Origin of the sequence: Quyinboa mangrovi (genome assembly GCF_042219825.1) — a bacterium.
Taxonomy (GTDB): Bacteria; Bacteroidota; Bacteroidia; order Bacteroidales; family UBA5342; genus JBHJHP01.
The window spans coordinates 376,503-390,882 of the sequence record NZ_JBHJHQ010000003.1; the positions used below are offsets into that span (position 1 = coordinate 376,503).

The following is a 14,380-nucleotide window of genomic DNA, read 5'->3' on the forward strand; positions in this document are numbered from 1 at the left end:
TATTCTTAATGTTCACAATGATTGATCAGAATTGTTAGAGAACCAATTTGCGAAAACATTATATGAAATTAAAAAATATAACGATGAACAGAACCTTGTTTTTAATCCTGACAGCTTTCTTTTTTACAGGAATAATGCATGCTCAGAGTAGTACAGCTATGGATAAAGAGATTGAATCGATCCTGTCAAAACTTACCCTGAAAGAGAAGGTGGCTATGTGCCACGCACAATCCAAATTCAGTACACCCGGAGTGGAACGGCTGGGTATCCCTGAAGTCTGGATGTCGGATGGTCCTCATGGTGTGAGGGCAGAGATCAACTGGGACGATTGGGGATATGCAGGATGGACCAACGACTCCATCACTGCATTCCCTGCTTTAACCTGTCTTGCGGCAACTTTTAATCCTGAGCTTTCGGGAGAATACGGATTTGCTGTTGGCGAAGAAGCACGCTACCGCAAAAAGGATGTGCTGCTGGGACCCGGCGTGAATATCTACCGTACACCAATGAATGGCCGCAATTTTGAATACATGGGCGAAGATCCGTTTCTGGCTTCCACCATGGTAGTGCCTTATATTCAGGGCGTTCAGAAAAGTGGTGTTGCTGCCTGTGTGAAACATTATGCACTCAACAATCAGGAAGAGTGGCGCGGACACATCAATGTGAAGGTTAGCGACCGTGCCTTGCATGAAATTTATCTGCCCGCTTTTAAGGCCGCTGTGACCAAAGGTGAGGCCTGGGCACTGATGGGCGCTTACAACAAATATAATGAACAACATTGTTGCCATAATGAAATCCTGTTAAACAAAATACTGAAGACAGACTGGGGATTTGATGGCGTTGTCGTTTCGGATTGGAGCGGTGCTCATAACACCATGGAGTCCGCATTATACGGCCTTGATATGGAAATGGGAACCATGACAAACGGAATGACAGACAGTGAAGAATATGCCTACGACCATTATTACCTGGCCTCTCCTTTTTATGCATTACTGAAAGAAGGGAAAATCGATGAATCGGTTGTGGACGATAAAGTAAGGCGGATCCTCCGTCTGATGCTTCGCACCAATATGAATGCAAACCGGCCAGCAGGCAATAAGAATACCAAAGCGCACCAGGATGCCGCACGTAAAATTGCGACGGATGGTATAGTCTTGCTGAAAAATACGGACAGTTTTTTTCCACTCGATCCGGAAACAACCATGACCATTGCCGTAATCGGAGAAAATGCCACCAAATCCATGACGATTGGTGGTGGTTCATCCGAACTGAAAGCGCAATATGAAATTTCTCCTCTTCAGGGCATTAAAAACCGCTTTAAAAATGCAACCATCATCCATGCCATGGGTTATGCTTCAGGTCCATCTGCTTATGGCAGGGTAATACCCTCTAAACTGGATGCAGATTCTCTGTTTAAAGCTGCTGTAAAAGCTGCAGCATCTGCCGACATGGTGCTTTTCATCGGAGGGTTGAACAAGAACCATCACCAGGATTGTGAAGGTGGCGACCGTTTGACCTTTGGTCTGCCATTCGGACAGGAAGAACTGATTACTGAAATTTCAAAAGTGAATCCGAACATCGGGTTGGTACTGGTCAGTGGCAATGCGGTTGCCATGCCATGGCTCAACAAGGTAAAAGCTGTACTGCAAAGCTGGTACCTGGGCAGTGAAGCCGGTAATGCCGTTGCAGAAGTGATCAGCGGTGACGTGAATCCGTCAGGGAAACTGCCGTTCACATTCCCGGTTAAACTTGAGGACAATGTGGCCCATCATTTCGGTGAACTCTCCTATCCCGGCAATAACGTTGATGTGGTTTATGAAGAAGGTATACTGGTAGGTTACCGCTGGCATGATACAAAAAAGATAAAACCACAATTTGCCTTTGGATACGGCTTGTCTTATACCGGCTTTGATCTGAATAATATTAAAACGGACAAAAAAACGTATTCTGCGGATGATAAGATCCGGGTAAGCTGTGAGGTCAAAAACTCAGGCTCCAGGGATGGCGCTGAAGTTATTCAGGTTTATATCGGAAAGCCCGGATCTGAAGTGACGCGGGCTTTAAAAGAGCTGAAGGGATTTAAAAAGGTATATGTGAAAGCCGGCAAATCGGAACAGGTGTTGGTGGAATTAAACGTTAACGACCTGGCATACTACAACGAATCAGCAGCTGACTGGTCACTTGAAAAAGGTAATTACATCGTTTATGTGGGTAATGCATCTGATAATATTGCACAAAAACTGAAAATAAAAATCGATTAACCAAACGTGAAACTGAAATCCCGATGAAAGTATTTTTTCTTTATACATGTCTTCTTCTGATTTCTTCATTAGAAATTCTTACGGCACAGAACGGAACCAATAACCGCACTATTTCAGCTGATGTTGAGCATGAGAAGGGTCCGATGAATCAAATGTTCAAGGAATGTATCGGTGCCGGCAGAGCAAATGAAGGTTTAAGGGCTGACTGGCAGCAACAACTGAAAACTGTAAAACAGGACTGCGATTTCAGATATATCAGAATGCACGGTCTGTTAACAGACGACATGGCTGTATATAAAGAAGACAGGCAGGGAAATCCTGTATATAATTTTCAGTACATCGATGTAATGTATGATTATATTCTTGACATTGGAATGAAGCCCTTTGTTGAACTGGGCTTTATGCCTTCTGCGCTGGCTAGCGGAAGGGAAACCATTTTCTGGTGGAAAGGTAATGTCACACCTCCGAAAGACTATAACAAATGGGGCGATCTGATTCGAAACCTCGTGTTGCACTGGACCGAACGTTACGGATCGGATGAAGTAAATACCTGGTATTTTGAAGTATGGAATGAGCCTAACCTGACACCCGGATTCTGGACCGGATCACAGGAAGACTATTTTAAACTGTATACCTATGCAGCCAATGCTGTTAAAAGTGTAAACCCGGATTATAAGGTGGGTGGCCCTGCAACTGCTGGTGCAGCATGGGAACCGGAAATGATCGCATACTGTTACAAAAACAGTGTTCCGCTGGATTTTATCAGTACCCATTCATATGGCGTGGATGCAGGATTTCTGGATGAATTCGGAGGAAGAGGAACCAGACTGAGTCAAAATGACCGGAGCGTGAGCCAGGACGTTATTCAGTCCCGAAAAGAGATCGCAGCGTCTAAAATGCCGGACCTGGAATTGCATTATACGGAATGGAGTTCATCTTATACCCCTGCGGATCCTTTACACGACAGCTATCACGAAGCAGCATATATACTGGATAGAATAAAGCAATCCGGTGATGCGGCAACATCCATGTCTTACTGGGTTTTTACCGATATTTTTGAAGAGGCCGGTCCCCGATTTACGCCTTTTCATGGTGGCTTTGGATTGATGAATACCCAGGGTATTAAAAAACCGGCATATCATGCATATGCCTTTATGAATAAGCTTGGAAGTAAAGAGCTTCAGAATGATGATAAGGCCTCCTGGATATGTAAAAATGATGATAATACATATCAGGTTCTGTTCTGGGATTATACCTACACTTTGCCTGATTCTGTCAATAACCAGGACTATTACATTAAAGATTTGCCGGCAAAAGACAAAGGAACAGTGACTGTAGATTTATCCGGCATTCCGGAAGGCAGATACCGGCTTGAAGTGTACCGAACCGGCTACATGCATAACGATCCGTATACCCTGTACTGCCACCTTGATAAACCGGATCAGCTGACAAAAAAACAGGTAGAGTTTCTCAAACAGGAAAGTAATGGCGAAGCAGAACTTTCTGTGTTGACGACCATTGATGCGACCGGAAAGTTCAAACATGAATTCCCGCTTCGGGAGAATGATGTATATCTGATCAACCTAATACAACTATAATGCAACAGAAAGTAATTTTATTTCTCCTGTTCATTTCTCTTACTTCGGTTCTAAATGCACAGTATCAAAAGAATGAATTAACAAAAAACGCGTTCCAGAATCCCGTTTTTTCAGGTGATTATCCTGATCCGAGTATCCTGGTCGACGGAAAAGACTACTATATGGTCCATTCGTCTTTTGAATATTATCCGGGATTGTTAATATGGCATTCCACCGATTTAATAAACTGGACACCGGTGGCCAATGCCCTGTTTAAATATGTTGGTTCCGTATGGGCACCCGACCTCGTTAAATATGAAGGGAAATATTACATTTATTTCCCGGCAAGTGGTACAAATTATGTTGTATCTGCCGATAACATTGCAGGTCCGTGGAGTGACCCGGTAGAACTGGATGTAAGCATGATTGATCCGGGCCATGTAACAGACAGGGAAGGAAACCGCTATCTCTATTTCAGCAGTGGCAGTTATATACCATTAAGCAAAGACGGCATGTCTATCTCAGGGGATATTAAGCACAGTTATGGTGGCTGGGAAATACCAAGGGATTGGTCTGTGGAATGTTTTTGTATGGAAGGACCCAAACTGGTTAAGCACGAAGCGTACTATTATCTGACGGTTGCAGAAGGCGGAACGGCAGGTCCTCCAACCGGACACATGGTGATATCGGCCCGTTCAGAATCACCTTTGGGTCCCTGGGAAAACTCCCCGTATAATCCGGTGCTTAGAGCCAAAACCAACGATGAAAAATGGGGTTCGGTGGGTCATGGTACCGTATTTGAAGATGCCGAGGGTAAATGGTGGATTGTTTTTCATGGCTATGAGCATGAGCATTACAACATGGGCCGTCAAACATTGCTGTTACCAATTGAATGGACGCCGGATGGCTGGTACAGAATACCTGATCATCTCAGCCTGGAAAGTCCCGTTAAAAAAGATGTTATCCATAAGCCCAAATCACCGTTTTCATTAAATGATGATTTTAGTGAAAAGAAACTTAAACCGCACTGGAAGTTTTTCGGGGAATATGATGCTTCAAGGTTCAGCTTTGATAAGGGCATAATAATTAATGGAAAAGGGAACTCTATTCCGGAGTGCTCTCCTCTGCTTTGTATGCCATCACACCACTCTTATACCGCAGAGGTAGAAATTGTTATTGAAAATGATGCCATAGCCGGGTTGGTTGTCTTCTATAACAAAAATGCTTATTCGGGAATTCTTGCTGATTCTAAAAATATTCTTACCAATATCAGGGGCTGGCAGTTTGAAACAGAAAAAAATGTCGTGAACAGACATGTCTTTCTCAGAATAAAAAATGTGGATAATATTGTGGATATGTATTACAGCACAGACGGGAAATCATGGAATAAGACAGAAAACTCGCTTGAAGTTTCAGCTTTTCACCATAATGTTCTAGGTGGCTTTATGAGCATGCGTATCGGATTGTGTTCCATAGGAAAAGGAAAGGTAAGATTCAGGAATTTCAAATATGGACATATAAAATAATATCGGGCGCATACCGGTTTAAGATGTAAAAATTGTTATTCAAATATCAATCCCTGCATGTTATATTTAAAAAATCTCCTTAACTTTATTTGTTTGATACCGTTCAGCGCATAGTTTGATCAGTTATTATTTGAATATTCCACTTCAGGAATTACAGTTGGACAAGATTTTTTATAGTAATCTTAATACTTGCGTCAATGAATACTCCGCTTTACCAATTCCTCCTTTTATTTTTTCTTTCTCCGTGTATCAGTTATTCCCAGTCGGATGCAGATATTTTAAAACAACTTTTTCACGGTTCTGAGGATGTCATCAATCAGTCTAAAGAGCTGATATCATTATCCGTAGATGCGGTATGGTATGCTTCAGATATTACAGGATATAAAACTACGACAGGAACCCTGACTCAAAGTTCCACCAATTTTGATTACTGGACATTTAGTTCGGCCCCAGCCGATAAAATGGTTCTGAATTATGCAAATGGAGACATGATTCAATTTATATTCAATGCCATTGATGGGTATGTTGATGGTGACGAATATGATTTTAAACGATCGCATGCCATGGACTTTATATCGGTGATCCCAAACATTTTAAACCTGAGAATACAAAGCGAGACAGGACCGCAGGACGGCAAAATTTACTGGACCAGAACCATGACCGGAAGTACAAGAATAGATGAAATAAACTACAATGTTAATCTTACAAATACAGGCAATAACAACGAGGAGGTAGAAAGCGGATTTGCCTTTGGCGATTATGTTAATGAAACTATGGGTTCAGTTGCCTCTTCGACACTTACTTATGACATAAACGAAAAGTATTATACAAGCATAGGGCATAATAGCAATACCGGCATCTACGTACAAAGCCGTCAGATTATCAATAATAATTCTGTAACCGGGAGCCTTGGCAGTTACAGATTTGAAAATGCCAACTGCTTCTGGATAGGAGGTACTTCGTTTTATAACGATGCCTATGAAGGTGTTTATAATCAGGTTATTGAAGACTATAACTGGTCTGCACAGGGAACGCTTTATAAAAACAATGCTTATTACGGAACCATAAAATATGACAGGCCAATTATTAATTATTCAAACGGCGCATATATCATAGCAGCCTGTAATGACGGGAACAACTATTACCTTTATCCGGCACTTCAGCCTGAAGCAGTTACCGGCATATCTGAAATAACAGGTCAACTGAACCTGAACAGCTACCCTAATCCTGCTACATCAGAAACCTACATAACTTATACGCTGGTTAAAAGTTCAAATATCAAATTGACTGTTCTGGATCACAGTGGAAAAGAGATAGAAAAGGTCGTTTCAGAATTTCAGAATCCGGGCGATTATAAATACAAAATACCTTTAGATAGATATCCATCAGGGATTTATTACTACAGAATTATTACAGACGACTTCTCCTCTACCGCCAAGCTTGTCAGGTTATAATGAATATAAATAGACAGCCAAAGCTGAAAAGTTAGATTTAAGTTTTTGAAAAATAATTCCGATTATTTACTTTTAGTCCGTTGATAGTTCCTTGAACATCGGAACGCGCAAAACTTATTTGATAATAATTAACCTGTTCAATCTTAACTTTTTGCATAAAATGAATACCTGAAATGAGAAATTTATCTGTAGTTTTAATTTTTACACTGCTGACTGCTTCGGCTTTTGCACAGTTAAAGAAAAGTAACCTTCCTCCAAAATCCTTTTACCTGCAGGCTAAAATCACTACAACTGACTTTAATAGTTATAACGGATTAAATATGAATATAAAATCTGACAGTTTGAATTTTATGTCAATAGAAAATCAGATCTATGAAAGTCTGGCTCTTAAAAATGTTAAATACCTGCAAGTGCCTGAAGGAAATCATTTTGCAGCCGGAGCATTTTGGGGAGGACTTATATCCACTGCTATCGGGGCATTATCTACTTACAAAAACTCCACGCCTCATGGTCTGGATGATGGTAAACGAATTTTTAAGTTCTCAATTGGAGGAGCTGCAATCGGGGGTTTAATTGGCTTATCCCTGCCAAAATGGAAAACTTACTATATACAAAAACGAAATTAACCTGTTGAACCAAATGAAAAAAAATTCTCTTTTAGTATTGTTGTTTTGTATGATTTTAGCGTCATGTAATCCTTCTGTATACACAACTATTTCGACTAAATATCCACCACTAAATTATAATGAAGACGTTCTCATTCTTGGGTTACAGGACAAGGTGCCTGAAGATGCGGTAGAAATAGGAACGGTGAAGCTTGGTGATACTGGATTCAGTACTAACTGTGACTACCAAACCGTTATGGATAAAGCAATCTTAGAGGCACGAAAAGCAGGAGGAAATGTTCTGAAAATAGATCAACACAAGCCCCCGTCAGCAATGGGAAGTTCATGTCACAGAATAACTGCCAGAATACTTCGAACAGATAATATTGATGAACTTAGGTCGCACACGCTGAAGGATACTTTATTCGATGGTGATTACGCTATAGTAAATATTTACAGGTATGGTGGAACCGGTGCACTTGTCAGTTACAACCTCTATCTGGGTGATTCCTTATTATGCCGGGTTACAAATAAGTTCTGTCAGTCGGTAATACTTAAAAAAGAAGGAGATAATATCCTATGGGCTAAAACAGAGTCTAAAGCTGAAGTACCTATAGATATAAAGTTTGGTCATACATACTTTTTGCGCTGTGGTGTAACCTTAGGCCTAATGGTAGGCAGGCCTAAACTTGAAATTGTTGATTTTGAAACGGGGCGTGCTGAATATAACTCTTTAAAATCGAAGAAATAATGAAAAAAGTACTAAGCATTTTTATACTCTTTGCCTGTGCATATTCTTCCTTTTCTCAGGATTTAATTGTCACCACTGACGCGGATTCTCTAAATTGCAGAATCACAAAAGTAAAATCTGACTTTATATATTTTACTCTTAAATATAAAGGAGAGAACAAGAATACATTAATAGCCAGATCAGATGTTTCAGATATAAGATATGGTTTTTTTGCTATTGAAAAAACAACTGAATCAAAACACAAATTTACAGGAAACTATGATCCATTGAGGATTTCCATTTCAGGAGGTTACAGCTATCAGACTGCGAAGATTGCAGATAATGTACCTACGGATTTTTTACCTTATATGAAAAAGCTTAAATCCGGATCAAACATAGGCGGAGACATAACCTACTTTATATCAGAGTCCGTGGGTTTTGGATTCAGGCTGAGTCAGTTTAAAACCTCCAATTCAGCAGATATTTATGTCACAGGTCCGGATGGAAGCAGGACCTATGGGGAAATGAGCGATAATATTCGTATAAATTACTGGGGACCAACGCTTACCAGCCGTACTTATAACAGACTGCAGAATAACGCCTTCTATTCAACATTATCATTGGGATACATAAGTTATTTAGACGACTATATTATGATTGATAATTACAGTATTAAAGGCCATACCATTGGTTACCTGCTGGAAATCGGATATGATATTGATCTGAGCAATAAGGTTGCGTTAGGTTTTCAGCTTTCTTTTTATGCAGGTAACTTATTCAATATAAATATTTCTGACGGCAACACCATTACCGAAGTTCAGTTTGAAGCCGGAGAATATGAAAGTGTCAGCCGGATAGATTTTACAGTTGGTATCCGGTTTCATGAATAAAAGTTGTAATGTTTAGCTATTTTAGAGTTATACTGATATTTCTTCTGATGTTTTTTGCACCCGTTGCGAATTCGCAGAATTCTGAAATCCATGAACCAGCACCAAACCGAACAAACTGGGCAATTCGGTTTGATGTGGGACCAAATTATTCGTTCATACCAAATCAGAAACAGCTGACTTCTGATTTCAATATATTACCGGAATTATCAGTATATTATAAACGATTTTTTTTGAACATCAGTTACAGATATTCGGATTTTGAACTCATTGATAATAATTATGATGTTTACAGGGGGTTGAGAAGATTCGGATATATTTATAAAGCAGGTATAAACTTTGATATTTATAAATCGATCAATGCAGATGTCTGCATAGGTATTTTAGAAGATAAAGAGCAGGATTGGTTTGTAAATCATCGTTTTAAAGAATATTATAAACATACACCATTTGCAGGCTTTAAAATAAACCGGGACTTTTACTTAAATTATGTCAGACAGATTATTGTAGGAATAGGCGCTGAGTATTATCCTGGAATTGGCCAATTGGAAACCGGTATTTTTGAGTATGGTAACATTAACTTCAGACTAACTGTGGGATACAAAAGATGGATCACACGGCAAAATAAACCTTAAATTATATGTATCATTGCCTAAAATTAATCAAATGAAAAACTATTTTTGTAGTAATTTTAAATGCTTTTCGATGAAAAAAGTTACGATTATACTTGTTGCGCTGGTCTTTATTGTGGCCGCTAAAGCTCAAAGCAGCAATAACAAAATTGCAGCTAAAACCGGTAGTCAGTATGTTGGTATGAACCTGCTACAATATACGTCATTAACTATAAACGGTAATTACTCCAAAGAATATAAACCATGGATAACCGGTATGGCCGATATTGGTTACACGTTAAATTACAGTAAAACCAATCCTTATGATGTGGTTGGATATATCCTTACTCCTCATAAAAAAGGAGTTAATGAAGGATTTGACTTAAGCAAACAAAACGGAGGCTATCTTAAAATCGGTGCTTTTTATAACTTTAGAAAGACATACGAAAAAACTAACTATGTCCATTTAGGACTTTTTCTGAATAACTCTTTTGTTTATGAAAAAGCCTTATTTACAGATCCGAAACTCGATTTCCACCCGTATCCTGTTCCTTATTCACATGGAGTTTTGATGAGTGGCTTAAGTGTTTCGGCCGGATATGAATTTAAATTTTTAAAATTCTTAGTTTCAAGCGTAGATTTCCAGGTATCGCTGCCAACCGGAAATTACAAAGACTTATATGGCTACAGCAACTTTATACCAGGCATGGGACATAAAGATGTGAATAGTTACTGGTTCCCTATGCTGATCTGGAATGTGAAATATAAGCTGTAAAAATCCGGCAAAATTCTTTGCCGGATAACTCGCAAATCTAAGTTTTATTCTTTTGCTATACCTATCACGCCTTCGGCTACACGTGCTCCGGCAGCACCGGTTGGCTGTGATTTCAGATCATCTTCTCCTGCGTGAACGATAATTGCTCGGCCGATAATGGAATGATCACCACTAAAACTGATCACATGATCTACCCTTTCGTAATGCGCTTTACCGTCAGGACCTGCAACAAGGTTACCCAGATCGCCAACATGTCGTTCTTTATCACCCGGTGCACCATGTTTCATCCCGTCAGGATTAAAGTGACCACCTGTGGTTTTTCCATCTTTACCTGTTATGTCTCCATATTCATGGACATGAAATCCGTGCTTGCCAGTTGTTAAGCCTTCCACGTCTGCTACAATTTTTACTCCTGACGGTACTTTTGTAAAAGTAATTGTCCCCGTTACATTATTTCCCTCCGTTGGTGTTAAAACACAAACAGCTTTTGTAACATTACCTTCCATCATCTGCATGGAGGCATTTGAATTATTACTGGTAGACTCAGAATTATTTTTCACTGCAAAAAGGTTAACACTCTGAGCAGCAAAAATTATTGTCGCCATAACAAATCCTAAAAGAAAACTTTTTCTGTGTTTCATAATACTTGTATTTAGAATCTTTAATTTTTTATTCTGGAAGTAAATAAAGGTCGTTATGTATATTTATGGGATGTAAAACATGTACCAGTTAATTTAGTTGTAAATTTTAACATGTTATAATGTTTGGATCACTATAATTATACCTTGCCTGCGGTTGATAATGTTTATATGTTTTCAGCACTCAACACAAAATATAAAAGAAGAGGTCAGATGACGTTTAACAGTTAAAACGCAATGGGCTTGCTGCTGGTATCATTGCAGTTATTGGTTTTCGTCCTATTAAAGAACAAGTGCTGTACCATATATTACGGAAAAGGGATCTGTAGCCGAGTATCAGGGAGGAAAGGGTCAGTGAACTGATTTTCATCAATAAATAATGTGGATTTTAAAGTATTGCAGCGTGTAAAAAATCCACAGTTGAGTATTTATTCCAGCATTCCGAGGCTGATTTAAAACTTAATTAAATAAAAATTTCACTAATTATCACCTCTAAAATGAACCTATCCAAATAACTGTTGTTTTGTGAGTGAACTAAAAAGGGAAAAACATAGTATGGTATTTGTAACATAAACAAAAAAACTCTTAATCATAGTTTCAACTTCCTCCCCACTGAAGATTGAACAAGTACTCAAGGATTATTTTTAAACCAATTAAATTTTTTAAAATGTCAGATCAACATCTGCTTTCCGTAAATATACCTGAATCAGATCTGCCAAGAGTTGTTATTATAGGTGGTGGCTTTGGGGGAATCCGTATGGTTAAGCATCTTGATAACACAAAGTACCAGGTTGTTTTACTGGACCGATATAACTATCACACGTTTCAGCCGTTGCTGTACCAGGTAGCCACCGCAGGACTTGAACCTGATTCTATTGCAGGGCCCTTGCGTAAGGTAACCAAACACCACAAAAATACATATTTCAGAATGCTGAAAGTGAACCGCATTGATCCTGAAAATAAGACTTTGCAAACTTCTGCCGGCCAATTGCACTATGATTACCTGGTAGTGGCTACAGGCGCCAGAATAAATTATTTCGGGAACAAAAGTATCGCAGAACATGGCTTCCCAGTAAAACAGGTGACACATGCACTTGATTTACGAAGTCACATCTTTCAACAGTTCGAAAAATCAGAATTTCTTACAGATGCCAAGGAAAAAGAACGTTTGATGACCTTCGTGGTCGTTGGTGCCGGACCAACCGGTGTTGAGGTATGCGGAGCTTTGGCTGAACTCAAAAATAATGTACTGCCCAAAGATTATCCCCAGCTGGACATGAACAGTATGCGTATTTTCCTTATTGAAGGTGAAGATCGTGTAATTCCTGCGATGTCCGGTAAATCGGGCAATACTGCGCGAAAATATCTTGAAAAAATGGGTGTACAGATTATCCTGAAATGCAGAACAACATCATACGATGGCAAAGTAGTGCATCTTGATAACGGACAGGAAATTGAATCTGAAACGCTTATCTGGGCAGCCGGTGTTCGCGGAAACCTGATAAAAGGATTTGGAGAGAACAGCGTCAGCAAAGGAAAAATTCACGTTGATGATACCAATCATGTATTCAGGAACTTTGAAGAAAAAGATACTTATGACTGCATTTTTGCTATCGGTGACATCGCATTTATGCACCATAAAAAATACCCCGGAGGTCTTCCGGGATTAGCTCAACCAGCCATTCAGCAGGGAACACAACTGGCAAAAAATCTGAACAATTTAGCCAGGGGAAAGAAAATGAAAACCTTTAAATACCTTAATAAAGGCGTATTGGCCACGGTAGGACGGAATAAGGCCGTTGCCGATTTACCGGGAAACATTAAGCTAAGCGGTATGGTAGGCTGGATGATATGGATGGTTGTACACCTGTTATTTCTTATTGGTTTCAGAAGTAAGGCTGTTGTTTTTGCCAACTGGTCATGGAACTATATTACCTACGACAGAGGTATCCGTCTGATTCTACGACCTTCATCAAAGAAAAACGACACAGTAAGTAAAGAGATGATAGAGGAAATGCTTGAACGATAATATGTTACTATAATGATGAAAAAGGGAAGCCTGTCTTCCCTTTTTTTGTTTCAGATATTTAACGGAATTTTATTTTTTAACTCCTCTCCAGCCCATACTTTTACATTTTTTTCATCGCGGTGTGATTTTAAGCATCATTTCGCGAATAATAAAATAAAGCCAAATACAACACGTGAAGAAGGAAGAATTTATTGACCTGATAGACAGCAACAGGAATCTGATCTATAAAATTTGTCACTCATATTGCCCGGATCCCGGCAAAAGACAGGATCTGGAGCAGGAAATTCTTATACAGTTATGGAATTCATATCCTAAATTTGACGGTCGGGTAAAAATTTCAACCTGGTTTTACAAAGTAGCCCTTAGTACCGCCATATCATTTTTCAGAACAGACTACCGTATAAATAAAAATCTCATCTATCTTGATAAAACAGTAATATCAGAAGTTGCCGAAAGTATTACAGAAAAAGATGATCAATATGAATTGCTTTACGCTTTTATAAACAGGTTAACTGAATTTGACAAGGCACTTATACTTCTGTATCTGGATGATCTTTCCTACAATGACATAGCTGAAATTATGGGAATTTCCGAATCCAATGTGGGAACAAAACTGAACAGGATCAGGCAGAAATTAAAAACTCAATTAAAAAATCTTTAATCAGCTGATTATGGAACTGGAAGATTTAAAACTAAAATGGAACGATCAGGAGAAAAAACTGGATAAAGTGCTTCGGTTCAATCGTGAACTGTTTTTGCAACTGAACCTGGAAAAATCTGGTAAGAACATAAGAAAGCCTCTGATTACGGAGATAATCAGCCTTGTCATAATGACAAGCACAATCGTTTTAATTACGATTCTTTCTCTAAATCAGTTTAAATCGCCACAATTCAGCATCACAGGCTTCGTTGCTGTTACTTTGTCAACAGTGTATCTTTTTTTCTCTGTAAGAAGATACCGGATGCTTGCCGGAATCAACTTTTACAACTCTGATATTATTTCGCTTCAAAAAGAATTAACCATATTAAATTCGTTCATTCTCAGAGCCCGTAAAACAGAACTGGCGCTCTTACCTTTTTTTACCATCGCATTAATGCCGGTTGTATTTATTGAATTGGCAGGAATTGATCTGTACAGGAATTTAGTGATGTTTGGCATTGAAATCGTCATAATTCTTACAGTTGGTTACCTTGTGGGTGCCTGGATCAACCGAAAAGTATACGATGAGAAAATTAAAAAGACCGCAGCCCTCCTGGATGAAATCCGACAATATGAAGCTGAATAGT

Annotated in this window: 13 protein-coding genes; 12 read left to right on the forward strand and 1 reads right to left on the reverse strand. The window is 39.1% G+C overall.

Annotated elements, in window-relative coordinates; genetic code table 11:
* Positions 1 to 83: 83 nt before the first annotated feature.
* From ACE1ET_RS07680 to ACE1ET_RS07720, 9 genes are all read left to right on the forward strand, one after another.
* Positions 84 to 2,261: a beta-glucosidase gene (locus ACE1ET_RS07680; RefSeq protein WP_375727796.1), complete on the forward strand. Its 2,178-nt coding sequence runs from the start codon at positions 84 to 86 to the stop codon at positions 2,259 to 2,261.
* Positions 2,262 to 2,284: 23 nt separating this feature from the next.
* Positions 2,285 to 3,859 carry a GH39 family glycosyl hydrolase gene (locus ACE1ET_RS07685; protein ID WP_375727797.1) on the forward strand — a complete coding sequence of 525 codons (1,575 nt, stop codon included), beginning with the start codon at positions 2,285 to 2,287 and terminating at the stop codon, positions 3,857 to 3,859.
* Positions 3,859 to 5,364 carry a family 43 glycosylhydrolase gene (locus tag ACE1ET_RS07690; RefSeq protein ID WP_375727798.1) on the forward strand — a complete coding sequence of 502 codons (1,506 nt, stop codon included), beginning with the start codon at positions 3,859 to 3,861 and terminating at the stop codon, positions 5,362 to 5,364. The genes ACE1ET_RS07685 and ACE1ET_RS07690 overlap by 1 nt, the downstream gene beginning before the upstream one ends.
* Positions 5,365 to 5,561: 197 nt before the next feature.
* A complete protein-coding gene (locus tag ACE1ET_RS07695) occupies positions 5,562 to 6,818 on the forward strand; it encodes a T9SS type A sorting domain-containing protein (RefSeq protein ID WP_375727799.1) in 1,257 nt (418 codons plus the stop codon).
* A gap of 173 nt (positions 6,819 to 6,991) precedes the next feature.
* On the forward strand, positions 6,992 to 7,444 hold the full coding sequence (locus ACE1ET_RS07700; RefSeq protein ID WP_375727800.1) for a hypothetical protein: 453 nt from the start codon (positions 6,992 to 6,994) through the stop codon (positions 7,442 to 7,444).
* Between the two features lie 13 nt (positions 7,445 to 7,457).
* A complete protein-coding gene (locus ACE1ET_RS07705; RefSeq protein WP_375727801.1) occupies positions 7,458 to 8,174 on the forward strand; it encodes a hypothetical protein in 717 nt (238 codons plus the stop codon).
* Positions 8,174 to 9,043, forward strand: a complete 870-nt coding sequence (locus ACE1ET_RS07710; RefSeq protein ID WP_375727802.1) for a hypothetical protein — start codon at positions 8,174 to 8,176, stop codon at positions 9,041 to 9,043. The genes ACE1ET_RS07705 and ACE1ET_RS07710 overlap by 1 nt, the downstream gene beginning before the upstream one ends.
* A 47-nt stretch (positions 9,044 to 9,090) precedes the next feature.
* Positions 9,091 to 9,675 (forward strand): hypothetical protein, encoded by a 585-nt coding sequence (locus ACE1ET_RS07715; protein WP_375727803.1) that lies wholly within the window; start codon positions 9,091 to 9,093, stop codon positions 9,673 to 9,675.
* 70 nt (positions 9,676 to 9,745) lie between these two features.
* On the forward strand, positions 9,746 to 10,426 hold the full coding sequence (locus ACE1ET_RS07720) for a hypothetical protein (RefSeq protein ID WP_375727804.1): 681 nt from the start codon (positions 9,746 to 9,748) through the stop codon (positions 10,424 to 10,426).
* 44 nt (positions 10,427 to 10,470) lie between these two features.
* Here ACE1ET_RS07720 and ACE1ET_RS07725 read toward each other — a convergent pair whose 3' ends face one another.
* A complete protein-coding gene (locus tag ACE1ET_RS07725; protein ID WP_375727805.1) occupies positions 10,471 to 11,067 on the reverse strand; it encodes a superoxide dismutase family protein in 597 nt (198 codons plus the stop codon).
* A gap of 664 nt (positions 11,068 to 11,731) precedes the next feature.
* Between ACE1ET_RS07725 and ACE1ET_RS07730 the strand changes: the two genes are divergently transcribed.
* The 3 genes from ACE1ET_RS07730 (at position 11,732) to ACE1ET_RS07740 (ending at position 14,379) form a co-directional block, all read left to right on the forward strand.
* A complete protein-coding gene (locus tag ACE1ET_RS07730; protein WP_375727806.1) occupies positions 11,732 to 13,093 on the forward strand; it encodes an NAD(P)/FAD-dependent oxidoreductase in 1,362 nt (453 codons plus the stop codon).
* A 172-nt stretch (positions 13,094 to 13,265) separates the two neighbouring features.
* A complete protein-coding gene (locus ACE1ET_RS07735) occupies positions 13,266 to 13,754 on the forward strand; it encodes an RNA polymerase sigma factor (RefSeq protein WP_375727807.1) in 489 nt (162 codons plus the stop codon).
* A 10-nt stretch (positions 13,755 to 13,764) separates the two neighbouring features.
* Complete coding sequence (locus tag ACE1ET_RS07740; RefSeq protein ID WP_375727808.1) at positions 13,765 to 14,379, forward strand: hypothetical protein; 615 nt, start codon at positions 13,765 to 13,767, stop codon at positions 14,377 to 14,379.
* Position 14,380: the final 1 nt, after the last annotated feature.